Source organism: Pirellulales bacterium, from assembly GCA_033762255.1.
Classification (GTDB): domain Bacteria; phylum Planctomycetota; class Planctomycetia; order Pirellulales; family JALHPA01; genus JANRLT01.
Map to the genome: position 1 here is coordinate 80,748 of JANRLT010000072.1, position 26,154 is coordinate 106,901.

General features: G+C 55.0%; 15 protein-coding genes and 5 tRNA genes. 4 read left to right on the forward strand and 16 right to left on the reverse strand.

Going from position 1 to position 26,154, the window contains the following annotated elements:
* The first annotated feature begins 362 nt into the window (after nt 1-362).
* Both SFX18_20345 and SFX18_20350 read left to right on the forward strand, forming a co-directional pair.
* On the forward strand, nt 363-2,540 hold the full coding sequence (locus SFX18_20345) for a glutamine synthetase III (protein MDX1965508.1): 2,178 nt from the start codon (nt 363-365) through the stop codon (nt 2,538-2,540).
* Between the two features lie 188 nt (nt 2,541-2,728).
* Entirely contained in the window at nt 2,729-3,364 is a 636-nt protein-coding gene (locus SFX18_20350; protein ID MDX1965509.1) for a sigma-70 family RNA polymerase sigma factor, read from the forward strand.
* Nucleotides 3,365-3,586: 222 nt separating this feature from the next.
* Here the strand turns inward: SFX18_20350 and SFX18_20355 are convergent, their stop codons facing one another.
* The 4 genes from SFX18_20355 to SFX18_20370 form a co-directional block, all read right to left on the reverse strand.
* Nucleotides 3,587-7,429: a HEAT repeat domain-containing protein gene (locus SFX18_20355; GenBank protein ID MDX1965510.1), complete on the reverse strand. Its 3,843-nt coding sequence runs from the start codon at nt 7,427-7,429 to the stop codon at nt 3,587-3,589.
* A 639-nt stretch (nt 7,430-8,068) separates the two neighbouring features.
* A complete protein-coding gene (rpoC, locus tag SFX18_20360) occupies nt 8,069-12,415 on the reverse strand; it encodes a DNA-directed RNA polymerase subunit beta' (GenBank protein ID MDX1965511.1) in 4,347 nt (1,448 codons plus the stop codon).
* A 117-nt stretch (nt 12,416-12,532) separates the two neighbouring features.
* A complete protein-coding gene (rpoB, locus tag SFX18_20365) occupies nt 12,533-16,243 on the reverse strand; it encodes a DNA-directed RNA polymerase subunit beta (protein MDX1965512.1) in 3,711 nt (1,236 codons plus the stop codon).
* A gap of 314 nt (nt 16,244-16,557) precedes the next feature.
* Nucleotides 16,558-16,698 (reverse strand): hypothetical protein, encoded by a 141-nt coding sequence (locus tag SFX18_20370; protein MDX1965513.1) that lies wholly within the window; start codon nt 16,696-16,698, stop codon nt 16,558-16,560.
* Between SFX18_20370 and SFX18_20375 the strand changes: the two genes are divergently transcribed.
* Entirely contained in the window at nt 16,688-16,900 is a 213-nt protein-coding gene (locus tag SFX18_20375) for a hypothetical protein (protein MDX1965514.1), read from the forward strand. The two genes, SFX18_20370 and SFX18_20375, sit on opposite strands and share 11 nt — an antisense overlap.
* 290 nt (nt 16,901-17,190) lie before the next feature.
* Here SFX18_20375 and rplL read toward each other — a convergent pair whose 3' ends face one another.
* From rplL to SFX18_20435, 12 genes are all read right to left on the reverse strand, one after another.
* Nucleotides 17,191-17,610, reverse strand: a complete 420-nt coding sequence (gene rplL, locus SFX18_20380) for a 50S ribosomal protein L7/L12 (GenBank protein ID MDX1965515.1) — start codon at nt 17,608-17,610, stop codon at nt 17,191-17,193.
* Nucleotides 17,611-17,900: 290 nt separating this feature from the next.
* Nucleotides 17,901-18,446, reverse strand: coding sequence for a 50S ribosomal protein L10 (gene rplJ, locus SFX18_20385; protein ID MDX1965516.1), 546 nt, complete (start codon nt 18,444-18,446; stop codon nt 17,901-17,903).
* A 156-nt stretch (nt 18,447-18,602) separates the two neighbouring features.
* Complete coding sequence (rplA, locus tag SFX18_20390) at nt 18,603-19,286, reverse strand: 50S ribosomal protein L1 (GenBank protein ID MDX1965517.1); 684 nt, start codon at nt 19,284-19,286, stop codon at nt 18,603-18,605.
* 218 nt (nt 19,287-19,504) lie between these two features.
* Nucleotides 19,505-19,930: a 50S ribosomal protein L11 gene (rplK, locus tag SFX18_20395; protein ID MDX1965518.1), complete on the reverse strand. Its 426-nt coding sequence runs from the start codon at nt 19,928-19,930 to the stop codon at nt 19,505-19,507.
* Between the two features lie 120 nt (nt 19,931-20,050).
* Nucleotides 20,051-21,166, reverse strand: a complete 1,116-nt coding sequence (gene nusG / locus SFX18_20400) for a transcription termination/antitermination protein NusG (GenBank protein ID MDX1965519.1) — start codon at nt 21,164-21,166, stop codon at nt 20,051-20,053.
* Between the two features lie 76 nt (nt 21,167-21,242).
* Nucleotides 21,243-21,677: a preprotein translocase subunit SecE gene (gene secE / locus SFX18_20405; protein ID MDX1965520.1), complete on the reverse strand. Its 435-nt coding sequence runs from the start codon at nt 21,675-21,677 to the stop codon at nt 21,243-21,245.
* 278 nt (nt 21,678-21,955) lie between these two features.
* Nucleotides 21,956-22,028 (reverse strand) — tRNA-Trp (locus tag SFX18_20410).
* A 102-nt stretch (nt 22,029-22,130) separates the two neighbouring features.
* A complete protein-coding gene (tuf, locus tag SFX18_20415) occupies nt 22,131-23,330 on the reverse strand; it encodes an elongation factor Tu (protein ID MDX1965521.1) in 1,200 nt (399 codons plus the stop codon).
* Nucleotides 23,331-23,544: 214 nt separating this feature from the next.
* Nucleotides 23,545-23,617: transfer RNA gene (locus SFX18_20420), tRNA-Thr, on the reverse strand.
* A gap of 113 nt (nt 23,618-23,730) precedes the next feature.
* Nucleotides 23,731-23,801, reverse strand: a tRNA-Gly gene (locus SFX18_20425).
* Between the two features lie 142 nt (nt 23,802-23,943).
* A tRNA-Tyr gene (locus SFX18_20430) sits at nt 23,944-24,026 on the reverse strand.
* 262 nt (nt 24,027-24,288) lie between these two features.
* Nucleotides 24,289-24,361 (reverse strand) — tRNA-Thr (locus SFX18_20435).
* A gap of 1,461 nt (nt 24,362-25,822) precedes the next feature.
* Here SFX18_20435 and SFX18_20440 point away from each other — a divergent pair.
* Nucleotides 25,823-26,154, forward strand: a 332-nt coding sequence (locus SFX18_20440) for a hypothetical protein (GenBank protein ID MDX1965522.1), incomplete at its 3' end; no start/stop codon positions are given.

The following is a 26,154-nucleotide window of genomic DNA, read 5'->3' on the forward strand; positions in this document are numbered from 1 at the left end:
TCCGCCAGCGCAAACTTTAACTTCTGCGTCAACTTGCCGGTAAATCTGTGGCCGCGCATCTCTATTTGCCAGGGAATTATGCACAGATTGCCAGCAAAAATGGCAGAAGAGGGTTGTTTCGGCCAAAAAAAGAGTTAAGTTGAGAGAAAATTGGTAAAAATAACGGGAAATTTCTCAGGTCAATCGAAGTGAGCGGCCTGACATCCCTCTTGGGCATCATTTTTGCCTTTTTAGCTTTGTTTGAGCAGGCGTAAATCAAGACCCGCTCTTCTCGGCGGTCATCCTTCCGCCAGTGGTGGTCTTGGATTTTCGCGCTCTGCGTTTTGGTCTATTTTCCACCACTTTTTTACGGAGTTAGGGCTTTGAGTACTGCACGACAGGCGGCGATTTCAGCAGTGAACAATTACAAGTCCAATGGTGCGGCCTTAAATTTTAAGGACACCCCGGCCAGCGATCTCTTTTGCTCAAATGTCTTTAATGACGGGGTCATGAAGGATCGGCTGCCCAAAGCGGTTTACAAGGCCCTGCAAGCCACTATCAAAAAAGCGGCTCCGCTGGACGCCAGCGTGGCCGACGCCGTGGCTTTGGCCATGAAGGACTGGGCCATTGAAAAAGGCGCGACCCACTATGCCCACGTCTTTTATCCGTTGACCGGCATCACGGCGGAAAAGCATGACAGCTTTATGAATCCCACTGGTGACGGGACGGCGCTGGCCGAGTTCACCGGCAAGGAACTGATCCAGGGAGAGCCGGACGCATCCAGCTTTCCCTCGGGTGGGATTCGGGCCACGTTTGAGGCCCGCGGTTATACGGCCTGGGACCCGACCAGCCCGGCCTACATCATGGAAAACCCGAACGGCACGACACTGTGCATTCCCACAGCGTTTTGCTCTTGGACCGGAGAGGCACTGGATAAAAAGACGCCTCTGCTTCGCTCGATGCAGGCGGTTAGCAAGCAAGCCGAACGGGTTCTCAAGCTCTTTGGCCACGAAAATGTCGGTCCCATTTTTGCCACTTGTGGACCAGAGCAAGAATATTTTTTGATCGACCGGAATTTCTTTTTTAGCCGTCCCGACCTGGTGACCACCGGCCGGACATTATACGGCGCTCCCTCTCCCAAGGGGCAAGAATTCGAAGATCAATACTTTGGCGCCATTCCCGAACGCGTCCTGGCCTGCATGATGGAGGCCGAACGCGAACTGTTTAAACTGGGCGTGCCGGTGAAAACACGGCATAACGAAGTCGCCCCGGCGCAGTACGAAATCGCCCCCCTGTACGAAAACGCCAATCTGGCGACCGATCATCAGCAGTTGATCATGCTGTTTTTGCAACGGACCGCGCAAAAGTACGGCATGGCATGTCTGCTGCACGAAAAACCGTTTGCCGGCATCAACGGATCCGGCAAGCACGTCAACTGGTCGATCGGAGGGGCGGGTGTCGGCAATTTACTGGAACCAGGCGACACTCCGCATGAAAACGCCCAATTTTTGGTGTTTTGCGCGGCGGTGATCCGGGCGGTGCATAAATATTCCGAGTTGCTACGCGTGACGGTCGCCACCAGCGGTAACGACCACCGCCTGGGGGCCAACGAGGCTCCTCCCGCGATTATTTCGATCTTTTTGGGGGATCAGTTGGCCGATGTCTTTGAGCAGTTAAAGACCGGCAAGGCGACCAGTTCCAAGCAAAGCGGCGTGCTCAAGGTTGGCGTGGATGTGTTGCCGCCCCTGCCAAAGCACGCGGGAGATCGCAACCGGACCAGTCCTTTTGCCTTTACCGGCAACAAGTTTGAATTCCGCGCGGTCGGTTCCAGCCAGTCGATCGCCGGCCCGCTGGTGGTTTTGAACACCATCATGGCCGAAAGCCTGGATTATTGCGCTTCAAAGCTGGAAGCCGCCATGGGGGGGGACAAGTCCAAGCTTAACAGCGCCGTGCAAAGCTTATTGCAGCAGATTGCCAACGATCACTCCGCGGTCGTGTTCAATGGCAACGGTTACAGCGAGGAATGGCATAAGGAAGCCGAAAAGCGCGGTTTGCCTAATCTGCGCAACACCGTCACCGCGCTGCCGGCCCTGCTCAAGAAGGAATACATCGAGGTCTTTGAAAAATACAAAGTCCTCAGCGAGCGGGAACTGCGCAGCCGGTACGATATTTACGTCGAACGGTACTGCAAGGACATGAACACCGAAGCGCAGTGCGCCTTGTCCATCGCCAAGACGCAGTTGCTTCCCGCGGCGTATCGTTATCAGGGGGAATTGGCGGGCATTGCCTCCAACCTCAAGGCTTGCGGCAAAAACCCCCATTTGGGAACGTTGGAAGTCTTGACCGGTTTGGTCGCCAAGTTCGAGGAAACCATTGGTGACTTGGAAAAGGCTGCCAGCCACAAGCACGCACATGACCTGACCGCCGAGGCCAAGTACTTTAACGACCATGTCAAGCCAGCCATGCTCGCCGTCCGCGAGGTCGCCGATCAACTGGAAACCGTGGTGGCCGACGACCTGTGGCCCTTGCCCAAGTACCAGGAAATGCTGTTTATCAAGTAATTCCCGCGATTCGCCGTTGCTTCAAAATCTCTTGAACAGCCGAAAAGCCCCGTGCTTTTCGGCTGTTTTTGCATTTTCCGGGCATGGAGGCTTATAATCAGGTTGCGGTCGCATCAAGTGGTATTGGGCATGATAAATTCTCCCTACTATCCACTTCCCACTCCCCACTATCCACTCCCCCTTGACCCATGTCCCAAGAAGAACCAGGCCAGCACACGCTGCTGATTGAGGATTACATTCGCAAGCTGGCAAAGGGGGATGACTCCGCGCGCGAGCGACTGCTGCAAACCGCGTGTGATCGACTGATGCATATCACCCGCAAAATCCTGCGCGATTTTCCCGATGTCCAACGCTGGGAGCAAACCGCCGACGTCTTTCAAAACGCCAGCCTCCGCCTGTACCGGGCCTTGGGCGAGGTAACCCCCAACGACGCGCGGCACTTTTACCGCCTAGCCGCCATGCAAATTCGCCGGGAACTCATCGACCTGGCGCGGCATTATGGCGGACCCCAGGGGATGGGCAAGCACCACTTTAGCCAACTCCCCAAGGGGAACCAGGAAAGCATGGTTTTTAACGCCCTGGACCAGGGCCGCGGCACGCTGGATCCAGGTAAAATCTCGGAATGGGTGGACTTTCACGAGGCGATCGGTAAATTGCCCGAGGAAGAACGCGAAGTCTTTGACCTGATCTGGTATCACGGCCTGTCTCAGCAGGCAGCCGGGGAACTGCTGAAGGTGGATGAGCGCACCATTCGCCGCCGTTGGCGCGAGGCGCGGCTCAAGCTGCACGAACTACTAGGAGGCGAAATGCCGGAACTGGAGTAATGTACTCCTCTCACTCCGTGAGAGGATCGCTGGTTATTGGTATCTGGTTTTTGGAGAATGCACGCCCCTGCTTGGTGAGGGATTTAGCTCTTATTTTTTAGCCACGGAATGCCACAGATGGGACACGGATGATTGCAGACGTTTAAAAGTATTCGTGATATTCCCTGTTTATCCGTGGCTAAATCCCCCTGGTTCATCACAGGGACTGTGATGAGGACGTAATTACTTCCCTTCTACCGGTGGCACACTTAGGTAATGCAAGAGCGCCACAATTTCATCTAGGGTCAGATTGGCAAAGAGCCCTTCCGGCATGGCGGAGAGTTTGCTGGGCGATTGGCTTTCAATTTCTCCCGCCGCGACGGTGACCTTTTCGGCATTGGACTGCAAAACCACCAGGCCCCCATCCGCCGCCGGAGCAACCAAGCCCACCAACACCCGGCCATCCTTTAACTCGACATTTTTGGCGGCGAACTGATCGCTGATCACCTGGGACGGATACAGGACCGATTCAACCACCTCTTTCTTGGTAAACCGCTTGCCGACATTGCTTAGGTCGGGGCCGATCCCTTCTCCCTTGCCGCCAAAGCGGTGACACTTGACACACGTCGCCTTTTCAAAGATCGCCCCCCCTATGGCCAAATCACGCTCATCAGTCCGTCCCGCCTGCAACCGGGCCTGAATTTGCGCCAGGGTCCATTTATTTCCTGCGGTATCCACCGGCAGGACCGCCTCGGGCTGGTCGGGATACGTCGCGGCAAACCAAGCCTGCCACTCCGCCAGCGTTTGCTCCACGTTTTTACCTCCCTGGCCCAGGGTCTGGCCGCTCCAATGCTCGAGCAGCTTGATCGCCTCCCGCCCTCCGTTGTTTTTTAATTTTAAGCCCAATAATATGACCTGCCGCCGCAATCCCGGCGTGACATCTTGGGCCGGAAATTTTGCCAGCGCGGTCAACACATGGCGGGCGGTTTCTCCTTCGGCGGTCGCCAGTGCCCGCACAAGCAACGGGTAATTTTCATGAATGGGGTTATCCCCCCCCTGTTGGGCCAACCCCGCCGCAATATCATTGCGTAAATCGGGGTGTTCCTCAAACAAGGCCCGCAACCGGGCATTGGCGGCGGAGGAGCTGGATTTACCCAGCGCTACCACCGCGGCCTTGAACAATTCAGCGGACTGGGGCGCGGGTTGTGCGGGGAGATTTTCCAGTAACTTTAGTAACGCGTCGACTTGCTCTGTTCCCAGGGGTTGCGGCAAGGCCCGGATGAGGGCGGCGGCGGTACCGGGGGAGCTTCCTCCCGCGGCGATCATTGCCAACTGCTCGGCCGGGGATAGGGCCTTGAGAAAGTCGGTCGCGAAATTATTGAAGTAACCCCTGAAGCTATTTCCCTGCCCATCGAGCACGCGTTGGGTGTCGTAATAAGCGAGCAGTCCCGCGCGTAATTCCGGCGTCCACCCGGTTGTGAGCATGCGGGCGGTGGCGGCCAGATGGCGCTGCTCGATAGCCGCGGCTTCGTCGGTTGCTACGGGGGAAAGTAACGGAACCAGCTTGGCCGCCAACGTGGGATCTTGCAGGTATACCAGCAATCGGGCTAATTCCCGCTGAGTGCGCCAATCCTTGGCCGGAAAGAGGGGCGACACCACCTCAAGCAGCGGCGCGGCCTGGTCCGGGGTGATTTTCCCCTTGATCAGCGCCAGTTGCATCAGCCGGACGACATCCGTTTGTTGCTGGGCGGATAATGGTTTTTGCAGCCAAGCCACACAACCAACTAAAACTCCGTGAGCCTTGGCTGGGTCTTCGCTGAGGATCAGCATCCCCACCGCGCCTCGGCAAAATACCGCAAAATTATCGCTGGCGATGACTTCTATTTGCCACTTTTCCGCTGGTTGCGCCTCAAGCGCGCGGCGCGCGGCCCAGGCGACAAAGGTGTCGGGATCGGCCAGCAATTTCAGCAATTTATTGATATCGACCTGATATCCGCCCCGCACTAAAGATTCGCACGCGATCCGCCGCACGCGCGGGTCGGAGTCATCCAGCGCGGCCCATAAGACCACGCGCCGATTATCCGTCTGTTTTTGTGTGCCCAACTGTGCAACGGCCTTGGCCCGGACTTCCGGGGACTTATCCGTTGCCAGGGTGCGAATCAAGTTCCAATCTTCGTCGGTGGCATCCTGCAACAGCAGGTCCATCGCCAGAGCTCGCTGCGCGCCAGCTTCAGCCGTATTGGCAATGTATTTGTGGAGTTCACCTTTCCATTTGTCGCCCAGCGATTTTTTTAGGTTGGCAAATTCCCACTCGCGATAAGCGGCATCGGACTGAGGGTTGTTAGCAAATACACTTTTGTTTGAATCGAGTTCATCCGCCGTTCCAAAGGAAAACGTTGCGGGTTGATCCCGGCAAACTACTCGAAAGACTCCCCCCGCCGTGCCGCGGCCCCCCGTGCAAAAATAAACATTCCCATCGGGGCCAACCTCTAAATCCGCCACATTCAGCGGCTGTCCTTCGAGAAAGTTATACTGCTCCCCCTGGTAGGTCGCACCGTGCGGCTTCATCCGCACGCCAATGATGTACCCCCGCGACCAATCGGCGATGAGCATATTTCCATGAAATTCCGCCGGATACGCGGTGTGCTTATAAAATGTCACGCCCGTGGGGGAGCCCCGGCCAATGTCGATCACGGCTCCCAGGCTGTCCAGATAATAATCGGGCCAGGGGGACCAGCCGCTCCGCCAGCCATAATCGGCCCCGGCGATCAAGTGATTGACGCGCGTCGGTCGGTACCACGGCAGACCAATATCCCATTCCATGTCGGAATCATAGGTAAACAGTTCGCCCGCTTCGTTAAAGGCGTGATCGTAGGCGTTGCGAAAGCCGCCGCAAAATAGCTCGACATTCTTACCATCGGTGTCGCAGCGAATGACCGTCCCGCCGGGAACCTTGATCCCCGCGGCGTGGCCGTTGGCGTCCTCATAGCGGGGTTGCAGCAAATCCCCCTCATAATAGCCATAATGCGGGCTGGTTTTGGCCGGTTCCGCCCCGTACCAGGCGTGATTGCCGATCATGATATAAATTTTGCCGTCGGGACCGACGATCGGCTGATGCGGGCCATGTTCTCCCATGCCCCCCTTGAACTTAAACAACGTTTCAACTTTGTCTGCGACGTCGTCATTATTTTCATCGGTCAAGCGATAAAACGCGGTCCCTTCGGGCCCATCCCCCACGCAGTAGACGCGCTCTTTGTGCCACAGGATTCCCTGGCAGTTTTTGACTTTGTCACAGTAGGTAATGACTTTTGCAGGCGCGGCAAGCTCGGTAATTTCGGTATTAGGAATTTTCATGCCCAGGGTTTGCGGCTGCTTGAGCAGACGTAGTGGGCCACCTTCGGCCGAAAGAAGCAAATCCCCCTGACCAGTAAAGGTCATCGCCACCAGCGAGCCCGCTTGGCGGTCAAGCACCTGTTCCACGGCAAAGCCGGGCAGCGTTTTCCAGCGATCCGCGGAATTGGCCGGCGGGCTGGAGTTTCCTCCCCAGGGGGCGGTTTTGCCAAAGAGACCTAGTTCCCGGGGGGCGGACCATTTCACGCGGGCCTGTTTGGTTTGATAATCGGCGGTTTGCCATTTATCCTCGGTGTCGAGGGCAGCCTGCCACGTCCGATCGGTCGCGACAATCACGGTCGATTTGTCGGCTAGCTGGATCACCAGTTGCGCGGCAAGCGCCGCGGGGCCGACAGATTCATTGCGGCCGATCACGGCCAGCACATTTTGGCCCTGGACCAACTGTTTTTGCACGTCGATCGCCTCTAGGTTTTGCCACTCTCCATCCTGGCCGACCTTATGACCGTTGACAAACACTTCGTAGTGGTTGTCGCAGGTGATTTGCAGCTCGGCGGATTTAACCTGTCCCGCCAGCGGAAACTGCGCGCGAAAGTAGACGGGATCGGTGGGGGCGTTGGCCGGCAGATCGGCATGCCAAATCCACTGTGCCTTTTCCAGCGGGGGGGCCGCGACCGAGATGTTACCCAATCCACCCCAAATCAAAACCAGAGCGGCAACTGCAAGACAGCGTGGCATAAAACGGTGCAAGATCATAAATACGTGGCGATGGAGGAGGGAATGGGTGGGCTATTCGTTTCGCTCATGCGCGAGGCGGCATAAATAAAAAACCGCGCGCGGCTTCCCGTGGCATGGGACGCATTCAAAATTCCATTGCCATCAGGCACTGAGAAGCAACGGGGTAGACATTAAATATAGCTAGAGTCAACATCCCTGACAAACATTTTAACCTTATCTCAAACAGCATTTTGCGCTGGATTTATACACAACCTGCGTATAGATAAGCAAATAAATCGGGCATTTGGCACCCTTCCATTTTTCAATGCCGTATAACTTAATACTCTGTCAACGATTCATTTTTGGATAAGCCGTAAGGTGCTAGCCCACGGTTAGAGCGGCAAATACCGTGGGTTAGCGCCCAACGTCTGATCAGCCCAATCTGAATTTTTAACTATAACACAGCGCTACGGCGACACTGCGTTTGCCACAATTCAAAAAACACGGTGGGATAGGTCGTGCCTGTGGCCCGCACAGAATTGAACGACATTGTCTCGCGAAATATCAAACACCTTTAACCCGCAAAGGAAAGGGGGATCAACAATATTTCGCAAAACGCCAAAAGTTTGTTGGCTAATGATCCGGTATGGGCAGAGTCAGTTACCCCTGCCCCCCCAACAGCGAATCCAAGCCCGTTGGACCGGGCTTGGCGCCGGAGTCTCCATTGGAGCCATTCCCACGGGAGGCATCGTCATCCCCCCCCGCCGCGTCCAGCAACGGAAACGCCCGTCCCAGCACATCGCTCTTTTCAGCGACCAGCGCCTCCAAGGCTTGGGGACGAATGCGCACTTCGGACTGTTGAAAATGCTTAAATCCGGTTCCAGCGGGAATCAAGTGACCCAGAATCACGTTTTCCTTTAGCCCCACCAGGTTGTCCACCTTGCCAGCCAGGGCCGCCTCGGTCAAAACTTTGGTCGTTTCCTGGAAGCTGGCCGCCGAGATAAAGCTGTTACTTTGCACCGACGCTTTGGTGATTCCCAGCAACTGCGTGCTGGCGGTCGCGGGCTTGGGCTTGGTCCCCTTGGCCGGTTTGCCCCCCAGTGTTTCGATCTGGGCGTTGACCTGTTCCAGGGCATCCTTGGGAACGATGGTCCCTGGCTCAAAGTCGCTGTCCCCCTTTTCGGTGATTTTCAGGCACTTTTGTAGTTCCTGGTTCACCTTGCGGAACTCAAACTTATCCATCACGCTACCGGGGAGCAGGCCGGTATCGCCGACACTTTCGATGCGGACTTTGCGGAGCATCTGGGAGACGATGATTTCAATGTGTTTATCGTCAATTTCCACGCGCTGGGCACGGTACACATTTTGAATTTCACGGACCAGATACTGCTGGACGGCTTCTTCGCCGCTGATCCGCAAGATGTCATGCGGAACCAGGGGACCATCCACGAGGGCCTCGCCCGCTTTCACATAATCGCCCGTGTGCACGCGCAAATGCTTGCCGTGCGTGACCAAATGCTCGCGCTCCGTGCCGCTTTCGCTGCGGACAATCAATGTCCGTTTACCGCGGCGCTTTTCACCCAGGATTTCGACGACGCCGTCGATTTCGGCGATGATCGCGGGATCCTTGGGCTTGCGGGCCTCAAAAATCTCGGTCACGCGGGGCAACCCCCCCGTGATGTCGGAGGTGCCCGCGACTTCGCGGGGAGTCTTGGCCAGGAGGGAACCGCCGGTGATGCGGTCCCCCTCATTGACTTCGATATAGGCCTTTTCCGGCAGGTAATAGTAGTCCAGGATGTGGCCGCTTTCATCCTCGATCACGACCTGGGGATGATAGTCCCCTTTGTGCTCGATGATGACGCGGCGCATGTTGCCGCTGGCGTCCTTTTGCATACGGACGGTTTCGCCGTCGATGATGTCCTCGTAACGGACCTTACCGCCAACTTCCGCGATAATGGGAATACTGTGCGGATCCCAGGTGCACAACACATGTCCCTGCTTGATCTCTTGTCCCGACTCGACCATCAGGATGGCCCCGGCTGGAACTTCGTACTTATCCAGGTCGCGCCCCTTGGTGTCCTGGATGATAATTTCGCCGTTGCGGCTCAGCACGATGCTCTGGCCCTGGTCGTTCTTGACGATCTTAATCCGGGCAAGTTGAACCACGCCGGGCTTTTTGGCTTTGCTTTCATGCTCGAGCACGGTCCGCACGCCCACCCCCCCGATATGGAAGGTGCGCATGGTGAGCTGCGTGCCGGGTTCGCCGATGGACTGAGCGCCGATAATGCCGACGGCCATGCCTTCTTCCACCATCGACCCCGTGGATAAGTCCATGCCGTAGCACAACCGGCAAATGCCCAGGGGGGCGTCGCAGGTCAGGGGACTGCGCACCTGGATTTTTTCCAGGCCGAGCGCCTCAATCCGGCGGCCGATTTCGCGCGTGATTAGTTCGCCTTCCTTGACGACGGGTTTGTCGTCCAGCGGGTTGACGATCGTCGCCCGCGAGACCCGCCCCCGAATGGAATCCGCCAGGCTGACCTCGACCTTTTCGCCGCGGTAAATGACCCCCTTGGTGATACCCTGCGTCGTGCCGCAATCGTGCATCGTAATAACCACGTTTTGCGCGACGTCGGCCAGTTTGCGCGTCAAGTAACCCGAATCCGCGGTCTTGAGAGCGGTGTCGGCCAGACCCTTGCGCGCCCCGTGGGTGGAGCTAAAGTACTCTAATACGGTCAGCCCCTCGCGAAAATTCGCCTTGATCGGCGTCTCGATGATCTTGCCCGAGGGCTTAGCCATCAACCCGCGCATGCCAGCCAATTGGCGAATTTGCTCGACGCCGCCGCGGGCACCGGAATGCGCCATCAGATAAATGGGGTTGATATAACCATCCTTGCGAAAATCCGTCTCCAGTTGGGCCATCATTTCCTTGGTGATGACCTCGCGGGCGTGCGTCCATTTATCCAGGACCTGGTTATAGCGTTCCAGCTCCGTCAGAGCGCCGCGCATGTACGCTTTGTTGATTTTCAACACTTCGCGCTCGGCGTCGCCAATGATTTTGGTCTTGGTATCGGGGGTGATCAGGTCGTCGGTGGCAAACGACAAGCCGCTCATGGTGCTGCTGCGGAATCCCAGGCGATTCATATTGTCCAGCAGATCAATCGTCGCCCGCCGTCCCAAAATAGCGTAACAATCGCTGATCACCTTGGCCAATTCGCTGCTGCGCATGGGGATATTGTAAAAAGGCATCCCCTCCGGCAACATGTCGTTAAACATGACCCGGCCCACGGTCGTTTCGATAATGGCTCCCGGTTTGGCCTCTGCCGGATTATCGGTCTTTAGGCTGCGCTTCTTGGGCAGGCGGACCTTGATCTTGGCGTGGGTGTCGATCTTTTTCAACTGGAACGCCATGATCACCTCGTTGACCGAGCTAAAGATCATGCCGTCCCCGCGGCGGTCGGGAATCGTCGCCGTGATATAGTAGCAACCCATAACCACGTCCTGCGACGGGCTGATAATCGGCGCGCCGTTGGAGGGGCTAAAGATGTTATTTGTCGACATCATCAGGGTGTGGGCCTCCACCTGCGCCTCGATGGATAGCGGCAGGTGCACGGCCATTTGGTCGCCGTCAAAGTCGGCGTTAAAGCCCTTGCAAACCAGGGGGTGCAGCTTAATGGCGTTTCCCTCGACCAGAATTGGTTCAAACGCCTGAATGCCCATGCGGTGCAGCGTGGGGGCGCGGTTGAGTAGGACGGGGTGGTTGCGAATCACCTCTTCCAGGATATCCCATACTTCCTCGTCCTTCCGCTCTAGCATTTTCTTGGCGGATTTGATCGTGTCGGCGTGACCGAGCTCCTTTAAGCGGCGGATGATAAACGGCTGAAAGAGTTCGAGCGCGATTTTCTTGGGCAGGCCGCATTGATGCAGGCGCAATGTCGGCCCGACCACAATCACCGACCGGGCGGAGTAGTCCACCCGCTTGCCCAACAGATTTTCGCGAAAGCGGCCTTGCTTTCCTTTGATCATGTCGGTGAGCGATTTTAACGGGCGATTGCTGGATCCCAGCACCGGCCGTTTGCAGCGATTATTGTCAAATAGCGCGTCGACGGATTGTTGCAGCATGCGTTTTTCATTGCGGATGATGACTTCGGGCGCGTTCAGGTCCACCAGCTTTTTCAGGCGGTTGTTGCGGTTGATAATGCGGCGGTACAAATCATTTAGGTCGCTCGTCGCAAAATTACCACTATCCAGCAATACCAGCGGCCGCAGATCGGGCGGAATAACCGGAATGACATCCAGCACCATCCACTCGGGCTTGTTGTCGCTATCGCGGATGCTTTCGACAATTTTCAGCCGATTGATCAGGTCTTTCTTTTTTTGCTTGGAATTGGTCTCCGCCAGCTCCTGCCGCAGATCCTTGGACAGTTGGACCAAATCGAGCGCGCCTAAGAGTTTGCGCACCGCCTCCGCCCCCATGTCCGCCTCGAACCCGCCGTCTCCGTAGGTTTCCCGCGCCTGGCGGTATTCCTCTTCGGTCAGCAGTTGCTGCCGCTTGAGCGGGGTATCCTTGGGGTCGATGACGACATAATCCTGAAAATAGATCACTTTTTCCAGGCTGCTCGTCTTCATGTCCAAGAGGTTCCCCAGGCGGCTGGGCATCGCCTTGAAAAACCAAATATGGACGGTCGGGGCGGCCAGTTCGATATGGCCCATGCGCTTGCGGCGCACGCGGCTGTGGGTAACCTTGACCCCGCAACGGTCGCAAATCATCCCCTTGTACTTCATGCCGCGGTATTTGCCGCAGGCACATTCCCAATCTTTTTCGGGGCCGAAAATGCGTTCGCAAAACAGCCCGTCCTTTTCGGGGCGGTAGGTGCGGTAGTTGATGGTTTCGGGCTTTTTGACCTCGCCAAAGGACCAACTGCGAATGTCATGCGGGCGCGCCAAGCTAATCTTGACGCTGGTGTAGTCATTAATCCGATCGTAGGATGCTTCGCCGATTGTGCTCATAGGGAATGCTCCTCAGCAAAAAATCGCGGTGAAATCCGCGCGGGATTCAAAGCTTATATGATTAAGGTTGGTTTGCTACTGTAAAGCGTGGCCGATCCAAAGGCGAATGTCGCCCCGCTAAATCCGCCGTTTTTCCAACTGCATGTTCAGCGCCAGGCCGCGAATTTCGTTGGTCAACACGTCAAAGCTGGCGGGCGTACCGGCCTCCAGTGTGTTTTCGCCCTTGACCATGCTTTCGTAAATCTTGGTCCGGCCCTCCACATCGTCGCTTTTCACCGTCAGCAGTTCTTGCAAAATATAGGCAGCGCCGTACGCCTCCAGCGCCCAAACCTCCATTTCGCCAAACCGCTGCCCGCCGAACCGCGCTTTCCCCCCCAGCGGCTGCTGGGTGATCAGCGAGTAAGGCCCCGTGGAGCGAGCGTGAACCTTGTCATCCACCAGGTGATGCAGCTTTAACATGTAGATGTAGCCCACCGTTGTTTCCTGCTCAAACGGTTCTCCGGTGCGCCCATCGTTAAGGCGCACTTTACCATGCTTGGGCAGGTTAGCCGCGGCAAAACACTGCCAGATGTCCTGTTCGCTGGCGCCGTCAAAGACCGGCGTCAACGCCTGAAAGCCCAACAGCGCCGCCGCCCAACCTAGGTGCGTCTCCAAAATTTGGCCCACGTTCATGCGGGAGGGGACGCCCAGCGGATTGAGCATGATCTGGATAGGGGTGCCATCCGGCAAGAAGGGCATATCCTCGCGCGGGAGGACCTTTGCAATAACGCCTTTATTACCATGGCGACCGGCCATTTTATCGCCAACGCTAATAACGCGTTTGGCGGCGATGTAGACCTTCACCATTTGCAGGACGCCGCTGCGCAGTTCATCCCCGCGCTTCATGCTGTTAAGCTTGCGTTCGCGGGCGTCAATCGCGTAATCGACCGCGGGCCACAGTTTTTTATACAGGGCCTCGACGTCGGCTTTCTTTTGGGGGCTGCGAATGTCCAGGTTGTCCAACTTAAAGTTGACCGCCTGATCCGCTACAAAGCGGTGCTCCTGGTCGCGCACCAGTGGATTACCGTCCTCGTCGGTTAATTTCTTGCCCAGCGTTTCCTCGATCTGGCCAATCAATTCGCCAAAGGCGGACGCGATGGCGGCGTTTCCTTCCGCTTCCGCGTCCTTCAGTTCTTTTTCAAACAGCTTGCGCTCCTCGTCGGACAGGCTCATCCGGCGGGAAAACTTTTGCGTGTCGATCACAATCCCCTCGATCCCGGAGGGAACCTCCAGCGAGTCGTTTTTGACATCCTCCCCCGCCCGTCCAAAAATCGCATGCAACAATTTTTCCTCGGGCGTCAGTTCTGTCTTGCTCTTGGGCGAGACCTTTCCCACCAGGATGTCCCCGGGACGGACAAATGTTCCCACGCGGACGATGCCGCTTTCGTCCAGGTTGCGCAGCATTTTTTCGCTGACGTTGGGAATATCGCGGGTAAATTCCTCGCGTCCCAGCTTGGTCTCCCGAATTTCAATGTCAAATTCCTCGATATGGATGCTGGTGTAGACATCATCCTGGACCAACTCTTCGCTGATGATGATGGCATCCTCAAAGTTAAATCCGTCCCACGACATAAAGCCGACCAGCACGTTCCGACCCAGCGCCAGTTCACCCTGAAATGTCGCGGCCCCGTCGGCGATGACGTCCCCTTTTTCGACTTTTTGGCCCAATTGCACGATGGGCTTTTGATTGAGGCAGGTTCGTTCATTAAGTCCCTTGAATTTGGTCAGGGGATAAACGTCGGATCCAATTTCGATCCGGGTGGCATCAACAAAAGTCACAGTCCCTTTTTTATGCGCGCGGACCAACATGCCGGAGTTGCGGGCGACATCCCGCTCCATGCCGGTGGCCACAACCGGTGGCTCGGTCACGAGCAACGGCACCGCCTGCCGCTGCATGTTGGAACCCATGAGCGCGCGGTTGGCGTCGTCATGTTCCAAAAAGGGAATCAATCCCGCCGACACGCCCACCATTTGCGCGGGAGCCACGTCAATGTACTGGATTTTGTCGGGGTTGATTAGCATAAAGTCCGAACGATACCGCGCGACGATGTTTTCTCCCTGGAGCACGCCATTGGCCACGGGGGTGTCCGCCGGAGCCAAATAAGCTTCGTTTTCCTGGTCGGCGCGCAGCCAGACAACTTCGTCGGTTAGTTTGCCCTTGCTGACTTTGCGATAGGGCGCGACCAAAAAGCCGTATTCATCCACGCCGGCATAAATCCCCAGGCTAGAGATCAACCCGATGTTGGTTCCTTCCGGCGTCTCGATGGGGCAAATCCGCCCATAGTGCGAAATGTGCACGTCGCGCACTTCAAAGCCAGCCCGCTTGCGATTTAGCCCCCCCGGCCCCAGGGCGGATAACCGCCGCTCGTGCGTCAGCATTGACAAGGGATTGGTCTGGTCAACCACCTGGGATAATTCTCCCCGGCCAAAGAAATACTCAATCGCCGCGGAGATACTCTTGGGATTGATCAGGTTGCGGGGGGTCATGTCCTGCAAGTCCTTCAGGCTCATGCGCTCTTGCACGGTGCGCCGCAGCTTTAAAAATCCCTTGCGCAGCTCGTCACTAGCCAATTCATCAATCGTCCGTAGGCGGCGATTGCCCAAATGGTCAATGTCGTCCACCTCGGCCGTAGGATCGTTGTCAATCAGCTTGAGCAAATAGCGGATCGATTCAATAATGTCCTCCGGCCGCAGGGTCATTTCCTCTTCCGATACCTCCGTCCCCAACTTGCGATTAATGCGAAAACGCCCCACCTTGCCCAGGCGATAGCGGTTGGTGTCATAAAACTTTTCATGAAACAACACGCGGGCTTTTTCTAATTGTGGAGGATTACCGGGACGCAGCCGCTGGTAAATCCGCAATAGCGCTTCCTCGTGACTGCCGGTCGGATCCTCGGCCAGGCTGTTTAAAATAAGCGAGTTCTTGAGATCGGGCATCACCTCGATCGTGGCCAGTCCGCTGGTGCAGATCTGCTCCGCCACGTTTTTGGTGATCTTTTGACCCGCCTCCAAAATCACTTCCCCCGCTCGGTCGCTATCCGCCGGATACACAATGTCGTCAACCGCGACCTTCCCCTCGATTTTGGCCACGCTGCGACCATCCACCACCTTTTCGTGGGTGGATTCATAAAATGCCCGCATCAATTGGGCGTTGGTCCCAAACTTTGGATCCATGGCGCGTAACAGCGTCATGGCCGAAAACTTGCCGCTTTGGTCGATACGGACCGTCAGGGTGTCTTTTTTGCTGATGTTCAGCTCGATCCAACTGCCCCGCTCGGGGATGATGCGGCAATTGTAAAGCTTTTTGTCGGTGATTTCGGTATCGGCCACAAAGTCGATGCCGGGACTGCGATGCAACTGGCTCACCACGACGCGTTCGGCGCCATTGATGATGAATTCCCCGCCCCCCAGCATGATGGGAATGTCGCCCAGGTAGACTTCTTCTTCGACGGGTTCTTCCTTGTTCAGGCGCAGCCAAACCCGAAATGGCCGACCATAAGTCAGCCGTAATTGGCGGCATTCATGAGGTTCGTAACGGGGTTTGCCCAATTCATAGCGGAGATATTCCAGCTTGAGATTTTTATCGTAGCTCTCAATGGGAAAAATCTCGCGCAGGACCCCCTCGATCCCCTGATCCTTGCGCTTGTTGGCGGGAAGATCAAGCTGCAAAAAGTTTTCATAGCTTTTGGTCTGAATGACCGTCAAATCCGGAATGGGATGGTGTTCGCGCAGCGAACCAAAGCGGCGGATTTCCTTGGGGCGGAGTCGACGTTCTGCCGAGGTGGCCATAGGCGTGAGAACTCCCTAGTAAGCGGGCTAAAGTACTGGTAAGCGGGCTAAGTAATTAAATGAATTGTGGCCAAAAAACCGAGGCTTGCGGCCTGGGCAAAATGTTCACGCCAACTACGGCGAACAGGCACCCTTATAAAGCGGGCAACTCGCTTTTGACCTTCCTATGTTTATTCCCATCACAACCCACGCAAAACAAGCATGCTATCCGGGGAACTTGCTCTGGCGGTTGTCGCAACTCGTCGCGGCGTAAACTGGACAAAAAAATACGGAACTCCTTGCCTTAACCCCGGACTTTTTGATTTGGTATTGCGTCAGGCTGACAACTCCAGCTTTTTCCGCGTTGGCACATATCTTCCCTGAATTTTCGACCCTTGGTCGCTAGACAAAAACACCAATTCCACCAGCGCGATCAGCACCAGCAAAACCAAAGGGGACTTGAACGTGAAGAGCATCTTTACCAACCGCCCAGGCGCATACGGGTTCGGCAACGTCTTGCAACCTTGCAAAAAAGCAAAGTCCAAGCCGCTGGATAAAGTCCAAACCGGAATCTCCGGGACAGAGAGGCAAAACACACTCAAAGAACAAGGAAAATTCAACAAGAAGCAGCTCAACGCATTCCGCAACTCCCAATTGCCTAATCCGCGCCAGCCGTAAACCCAGGCTTTACGCCAGGATGCAGCCAGGGACCGGGTCTACCGCAATGTGAGTCGCCGCTGAATTACCACCAAAAATCCGTAATCGCGCCAGCACCAAATTTCTAACCTAACACAATCAGCAACACCTTGCCAAGGGATAATTTGGCAGGAAGGGCATTTTTTGTGCCAAGGAAGACTGGAATCTCTATCGCGTATTGCCACCCAGTTCCAGGGGGTCCCATGGGAAAATGGCTATTCCCATGGGCTGGGTAGGTGGCAAAACCTGGAATTTGGGGCAAATTCCGCGTTTTACTTGAGGGCGATCTTGCCGCCCGCTTCTTCCAGCTCTTTCTTGAGCTTTTCAGCGTCTTCCTTGGAAATGCCTTCCTTGACCTTGCTGGGTGCTCCCTCGACCAGGTCCTTGGCTTCCTTCAGACCCAAACCGGTGGCCGCCCGGACAACCTTGATCACGCCGATTTTCTTGTCGGCGGCAAAGCTTTCCAAAATGACGTCAAACTCGGTCTTTTCAACAGCGGCGGGAGCAGCCGCGCCACCGCCACCCGCGGCGGGACCAGCCATTACCACGGCGCCGCCAGCAGCGGCCTTGATTCCGTGGACGTTTTCCAGATAATCGCTCAGTTCCTTGGCTTGCTTAAGGGTCAAGGCCACGATCTTGTCGCCAAGATCCTTGGTCAGAGCGGAATAATCAACTGCGGTATCAGTGGACATGGTCGCAACGATCCTTTCTCACGAAAACGCCGCCGGGCCGATCCCAACCACGGCAACGCACAACAGAATGGTTCAAAAAACTCAAATACCAACGTGTATGAACAAACGGCGGCAATCACGGCCGCCGGCAAAAACAATCAGCCAGCCACTTACGACTTAGTCACCAACGCTATCTCGCCACCAACCCGCCCCAAACGCCAAACTGCCCACCCATTACAACCAGCCATGAACATCGGTCAAACGAGCAAGTCCGCGAGCCAGTCGCTAAAAACGCCAAGCAATCGTCGCCGCTATTCCGCGGCCGGCGCCTCGGCCTTTTCCAGATCCTCCAGCTTTTGCTTGATTTGACTGGCAAGCGTCCCGCCAATTCCAATCAACTGCGCCGCCAACTGGGCACCCGGACCAGAGATCTGACCCGCAATCTTGGCCAAGACTTCTGTCCGGCTAGGCCACGTGCTGACAGCCTTGACGCCGTCCGGAGCCAAACGTTCTCCATCCACCGCGCCACCGCGGGGAATTAGCTTTTCAAAGCCCTTTTTTTCTGAAATTTCGATGATTTCCTTGGCGAGACTGACGATGTCCTCTCCCCCCCAAACCACCGCCAAAGAACCCTCGGTCTCCACAAAGGCATTCTCAATGGGAGTGCCCCGCGTGGCCAGACGCGCCAGGCTGTTCTTAATCACGGTCAAGTGAATATTTTTGGCACGCAAGTCGGTCCGCAGCTTGGCGGTTTGCTCGGAATTCAGGCCGATGCAATTCACCAACAGCACATCATTGACGCCCGTCAGCTTGCGCTTTAGATCGTCAATCATCATGTTTTTAACTAACTTGCTCATCGCAATTCACCTAACTCAGAAATATTTGAATTTCAGGACCGGGCCACCGAACACCACCCCGCCTTGCCTACCACCGACTTCACTCCACACCCATCATCGCCCAACCTGACAGATCAGACGGATAGCCAGGCAACCCAACCTAACGAGCCACCCAACCTAAATGGCTACCATGAGACCAGGACTCATGGTGGCGGAGATAGAGACAGTCTTGACATACTGCCCCTTAACCGCCGTCGGCTTTAAGTGCAGGACATGATCAATGAAGGCCTGAATGTTCTCCACCAGCTTTTGCTCGTCAAAACTTAGCTTGCCAGTCACGGCATGAATGATTCCGCCGGCATCATTGCGAAACTCCACCTTGCCTGCCTTGTACTCTTTGACTGTTTTGGCGATATCCGGCGTGACCGTTCCAGCGCGGGGAGAAGGCATTAAACCACGTGGGCCTAAGACCTTTCCCAGGGGACCGACCAGACCCATCATATCCGGAGCGGCGATACAGACATCAAATTCCGTCCAGCCATCTTTGATTTTCTTGGCCAGATCATCGGTGCCGACCTCGTCCGCGCCGGAAGCCTTGGCCTGATCCGCCAAATCACCCTTGGCAAACACTACCACCCGCTTGGACTTGCCAATACCGTGGGGCAGGACGATGGAGCCGCGCACGAGTTGGTCGGCTTGCTTCGCGTCGATTCCCAACCGCATGGCGATTTCGACCGATTGATCGAACTTTAAACCGCCGAATTGCTTCAGAATCTTGACCGCCTCGGCCAAGGGGAGCGGAGTCTTCGACGAAGGAACTTTCGCCGCGAGCGCTTTATTACGTTTTGATTGTAGTGGCATAGTGATCCACACTTTCCTGGTCCAAGCCGCATCCCACGCCCCAGTGGCGGGTTTGCGTCCCAGAAAAAATGACAGACTTTCGATTCTAACACATCCAGCCAAATGTCAAGCCAAGAAAATAATTGTATAATTATTTTTCAGCTTTCCGCTTAAACTATAGTCCGCCTCCCCCGCAACTACGCTGCCATCGGCTATTTCCGGCCATTTAGCGCCGTGAATTAGCCTTCCACCACCAAGCCCATGCTACGGGCGGTCCCTTCGATCATCCGCCGGGCGTGTTCGGCGTCGCGGGCGTTCAGATCGGCCATTTTCAATTTAACAATTTTATCCAATTGTTCTTTGTTGACCTTGCCGACTTTGGTTTTGTTAGGCACACCAGAACCTTTTTCGATCTTGGCGGCTTCCTTCAAAAGGGCGGCGGCGGGGGGACTTTTGGTGATAAAGTCAAAACTGCGGTCGTTGTAAACATTGACCACCACGGGAATAGGCATTCCCTTGGCTTCCTTGGTGCGATCATTAAACTGGGAGACAAATTGGCCAAGGTTGATGCCAAATTTACCCAGGGAAGTACCAACCGGGGGGGCGGGGGTGGCCTGACCGCCGGGAACCTGAAACTTTGCCGTGCCAACCAATTGCTTAGCCATACTGACTCACCTGAACACAAAAATGAATTGTCGATTGAAAATTGAAACTTTAAATTTCGCTAATAAAAACACAAAACGGCACCGAGCCAATTCGATCCCCTGCGGGTGGTAAACCTCGGCTTAATCCACTTTTTCCACCAGCCAATACTCAATATCCACGGGAGTGGGACGGCCAAAAATATTGACCATGACTGTAACGCGCCCCTTGGCCTCGTCAATGGCTTCGATTACCCCCTCAAAGTTGATAAAGTTCCCTTCCTTGATCCGCACCTTATCGCCCGATTTGTACTTGATGGCGACCTTTGGTTGTTCGGCGGGACCATCCTCTGTCTTGGGCAGGATTTTGGCAATATCGGCCGCCGACATGGGAGTGGGACGCCCCATCGCCCCGGTAAAGTCGCCAATGCCGGAAGTCTCGCGCACGATATACCAGGTGTCGTCGTTGATTTCCATGTTGACAACGATGTAACCGGGATACAATTTCCGCTTGGTAGTACGCTTCTTGCCGTTGCGAAATTCGGTGATAAGCTCTACGGGAACGACAATCTCGCCAAAATAACGTTCCAGGCCAGCCATGGCAATTTTGCGTCGCAGCGTGTCACAAACGGAGTCCTCGCGATTGGTCGCCACCTTGAGGATATACCAATGCATCTGCGCGGGAGGTTCCTCAAGCGCGGTCATGGCTTCTTGATACTCGGCGGCGGTTTTGGTGCGCCGAGGCTTGACCGTGGGGACCACGATAGTGGCTGGTTCGTCCGCTTCTTCGGCGGTTGACGCGGCAGGCGTTACATCTACGCCATTAACATGCGGGCTGGCTATATCACTGGCCAGGTGCTCATCAACCCTAACATCAACGGGAGCAGACTGATTGGCGGCAGCTTCCACCTTGGCGGCCTCATCAAATACGGTGGAAAATCCAGGTTCAGGGGAACTTTCCCCCTGGAGATGTTGGTCGGTGGATGGAGCCTGATCAACGGCAACTGTCGCCTGATCCAGAGCAACATCTACTTCAGCTGTTGCCGCGTCAGGGTGTTGACCGGAGACGGCATTCTCCAATGGCGGTTCAGCGCTCGCTGTTAAATTTTCGAAATCTTGCATAGCCGGTGTCGCGGGCGCGACACCACTTGCGCCAGCCGTTGTTTCAACCGCTGCGTCAGATGCCAAATCAGCGGGCGCCACCGCCGCTTCATCCCCTGCCTGCCGCGGGTGTCCGTCATCCAGCGTATTGTCTAACATCTCGTCCTGCACTGCACTACTCTCCGATGGTCATTACCCATCCAAAAAAATCGGTCCCCCCAGATTCCACGAGTGGTCATGAATGAATCACACCGATCAGCCGGAACAACCCAAACCACACGGTATCAAAAAACCATAACAGCAGGGCCATGGCCAACATCACGAATATCACCACCACCGAACTACGCAACAATTCGGCCTGCGTGGGCCAAGAGATCTTGTTAAACTCCCCTTCCACGTTGATTAAAAAGTCGGCAAAACGCGGGATGTTGACCACCCGATAACTAAGCCAAGCCCCCACGGCGGAGATGGCAAAAAACATGCTCCAATAAGTGCTGCCTGCGTCATAGCCAAAGTATGGCGGCAACCGCCATGCCAAAGCCAGGAAAAACGCCAATAGGCCAAAAAAGGTCGCCTGCCGCATAATGCGGCCCTGCGAACGCTTGTACAACCCAAACTGGAATAATTCCGCGAATACCGAGGGGGCTAACGCTTCTTTTTTTTCTGCCATGGCTTATTGCTCCACAAATTCGCATCCTGCAAAAAATACCATCCACCAAGGCCCATCCCGGTGCCTTACCGCCCATCCTGATGCCTTACAAACGTCTACCAGCGGCACACTTGACAAGGGACTGGTACAGGTCCAACGCCGCAAGTTATCCGGCGAGCCACTTTTTGATACGACACTGCTTGACTAAAACACTGCCTGCCACTAATCATCCCCCCCAACCACCCCATCCATTCCAACAGACCCTAACCCTCCCAACGGAAATGTCACCCGGCAATCAGCATGGGCGGAGGGAATCGAACCCCCAACCTGCGGTTTTGGAAACCGCTGCTCTGCCAATTGAGCTACGCCCATCCGCTCATTAATGAGCAAAACACGCCAGCCGAAAAAACCAAAGACGGACGCGAGAAATTGACTCCCGTGTCCGCCCTGGGAAAATTCCACCTAACCGTCAACTTAGGCCAAAATCTTCGTCACGACGCCGGAACCGACCGTTTTGCCCCCTTCACGGATAGCAAAGCGGACCCCTTCGTCCATGGCGATGGGGGCCATCAGCTCCACGCTTAGCTTGGCATTATCGCCGGGCATGCACATTTCAGCGCCCCCCAGCAAATTGGCGGAGCCGGTGACGTCGGTCGTGCGGAAATAAAACTGCGGCTTATATCCAGAAAAGAACGGGGTATGGCGGCCACCTTCTTCTTTGCTCAGGATGTAAACTTCACATTCGAATTTATTATGCGGGGTGATCGAGCCTGGCTTGGCCAAGACTTGGCCCCGTTCAATATCTTCGCGCTTCAAACCGCGGAGCAAGCAGCCGACGTTGTCGCCCGCCTCGCCCCGCTCCATCATTTTGCGGAACATTTCCACGCCGGTGACGGTGGTCTTGGCTTTATTTTCGCTAAAGCCAATGATCTCCACTTCGTCGCCAACCTTGACCACTCCGCGTTCGATACGCCCGGTCGCGACGGTACCGCGGCCTTCGATGGAAAACACGTCTTCGATCGCCATAAGGAAGGGCTTGTCAACTTCGCGTTGCGGCTGGGGAATGTAGCTATCCACCGCGTCCAGCAAATCCTCGATGCACTTGCGGGCGGTCGGGTCGGCCGGGCTGTCATAGGCGGGCTTGCCAGCGCCGCGGATGATCGGAATGTCATCCCCGGGAAAGCCATAGTGCGTCAGCAACTCCCGAATTTCCATTTCGACCAGATCCAACAATTCCGGATCATCGACCAGGTCCACCTTGTTCAAAAAGACCACCAGCGCGGGTACGCCGACCTGCCGGGCCAACAAAATGTGTTCCTTTGTCTGGGGCATCGGGCCGTCAGCGGCGCTTACCACCAATATCGCTCCGTCCATCTGGGCGGCGCCGGTAATCATGTTTTTAATAAAGTCGGCGTGCCCCGGGCAGTCGATGTGGGCGTAGTGCCGTTTTTCGGTTTCGTATTCGACGTGGGACACGGCGATGGTCACGGTTTTGGTTTCATCACGGACGGTTCCCCCCTTGGCAATGTCCGAGTAGGACTTTAAGGAAGCCAGTCCCTTGACCGATTGCACGGCCAACAATGCCGCCGTCAACGTGGTCTTGCCATGATCGATATGCCCAATGGTGCCGACATTACAGTGCGGCTTGGTACGTTGAAAGACGTCTTTGGCCATTCTAACTCCTAAAAAATGCTGCGGTGACAAACCGGCAAAAGACTAACCGGCCCGTCCCAAACCCGTGAAAAAAATCGTAAACAAAACTCGGTAAATCGAATCCCGCCGAACATCACGGACTTGTTCGACACATTCGAAAATTGGCTCACCATAACAATCCGACAAAGCAATACCACCAACTCATCCGCCCAACCACAATCCGCCCAATTGCCAGGGCTGATGAAGGGACTTGAACCCTTGACCTCGTCCTTACCAAGGACGTGCTCTACCAACTGAGCTACATCAGCAGGTTGACTAGGTATTATTCAGGCATCAACTTGCTATTGAGGCAACAGCAATAATCCACGGCGACAAATGTCCAACCACGGTTATCTCGCCACCTCTTACAACATTCATTAACAGCGGGTGAAGGGAATCGAACCCTCACGACCAGCTTGGAAGGCTGGGGTTCTACCATTGAACTACACCCGCGCTCAAGCTCCTACATGGCAAAAAATGCCCATTCACACGCCTCTGACGCCACGGATAAATCGCAAACCCGCAACAGCCAGTTTTTGTCAATCTAACACAACTATCTCCCGGGGGTGAGACCCCCTCCCGGGAAAAATTCTAGTGGAGGGTGAAGGATTCGAACCTTCGAAGCACGAGTGCAACAGATTTACAGTCTGCGTCCTTTAGCCACTTGGATAACCCTCCGTACAATCGCTTTTACCTCACCGGCAAAAAAACCCCGCTTTTCCATTAAATTATGGCACCGCGGAAATCATTCAATTTCTGCTCCTCTACGCACCAAAAACGCCTACCAACCAAGGGGAATGACAAAACCCGACAACATAAGTTCTGGGGGATGGAATTACCCTCCAACCCGCTTTGGCAAGTCCGGCTGGCACCCGCCCCCTCAAAAAACAGCTTGCAAAAAACGCTAAACTGTTTAATGGCATAGGTTTAAGCTTTTCAGGGCTAGCGATCGGAGTTGAACCGATAACCTGCTGATTACAAATCAGCTGCTCTGCCAATTGAGCTACGCTAGCAGTCCTGGGGAATTCGCGAAACTATCTAATATACAAAGAGTTGTGATTCCCGCAAGGACACTTATAGGCCCTAATGAGACGAAAAAATTGGTAATTTGAAACTCCTGGAATGTTTGTAACAGCTCATGAACATACGGGAGTGTCGAGCCGCCATTTCCGCACTTATCCAGAGGATTCCCTTTAACCTGACTCCCCAAGAAATGACGCATTTTTATCTTGAATTCATCATGAAACAACGCTTACCAACTGATATGTACTGTAACTATTTACATAGGTTCACATTTTCTCCCAGGAGTTGATGGTGTGGTTTTTCTGGATAAAAATGCCCACCAATAGCAAACCAGACAAAATGGCGGTTAAAAATCCTGCAATATTCGTCTTCTTGATGATCGAGGTAATCGCATTCAGAGCGGCCTCGGCGTAGGACCTAGCTCAAGCTGATGTTTTACCTGGGGGGCGCACGACAAATAACTTCCCGGTGAAAACACGCCAAATATCGTGCTAGCAGGCATTCGGAGTATCATAATCCGGGTCTTTATTTTTCGAGCGATCCTGCCTAAATGTGCAATACCCTTCAATCGACCTGTAACCGCCCGCAAATAGCGGCAACGAGGACAAAACCACTGGAATCATCCGACATCGTAATCGTCGCCGGGAAACTGCTCAAAAAACAATCCACAACGACCCAAAGATAAAGAGTAAAAGCAAAATCAAGGTGCAGGCTAATCCACATTGCCGGATGAGGTCCTGCGCAAAAATTGGTAAGTTTACATGGCTGTAAAATCCTTACAGGAAATTTGATCGTGACTGGAAAAGCAGCAGGCGTGTTGAGTGCTCTCGTGCATTGTCTCTGTTTGATTTCGTATCCGCCTTAGTGCTCTATACTGCGGTTAAAATGGCAAAAAACCCCCGGACTAACGCCGAGCGGCCGATTTGCCTAAGCACGAATAGATCGCTGAAATAAAACCGCATTTTGCTCGCTTGCCTGCCTGGTAAACGGCTGGCCTGAACTACGCGTGCCACCGGTAAAATCTGAGGCAAATAAAATCAAAAACTGTTACCGCTGAGAAAATATGGCTGAGAAGAGTATCAGCAAAGAGATTGAATGATACAGAATAAAAAGGGCGAAATGGACGCAATTTCGCGGATAAAAATCTTAATTCAATTGACCCCAACGGGATTGGAACAATAGCGGAAAATACGGCAAATTCTCATAGTTCCCCCTCAGGTAGCGCACAAGGTAGCGCACTGGCCAATTCCACCACAGAAATTCTTGACAGTGACCTAGCAGACCTCGTCCGCCTCTGGCCGTCCCTCTCTGCGGGAACCCGCCAGCGGATCAAGGATTTGATTCTCAGTGATTTGACCGGCGGCATGTTGCCGACCGGCGGAACCGTGCCGCATGTAGCGGCATGGTAGTTTTTCTTGATTGCCCTCAGGGCAGAAAGTGATTGGTGTTAGATGTCAGATACCCAGAACGTTGCCGACCTTTGGCAAGCGAACCTCGATTTGATGCGGGAAAGGAACCCGCGACTATCGGCGGCGGCGGCGACCGCCAAGCTGGTGCGGGAGCAACCGCAATTGCATCAACAATATTTGGCGGCGGCAAACGCCCGGCAGGGGGCACGGCACGAAAAGCCCGGCACCAAGGGCAAGCCCGCCCAAGTGGCATGGGAATCGGCACTTGAGGCATTAACCGACAAAGGCATGCCGCGAGCACGGGCAACGGCACATCTGGCAAAAACCCGACCCGAACTGAGAAGTGCTTACGTGGCGGAACACAACGAACAAGC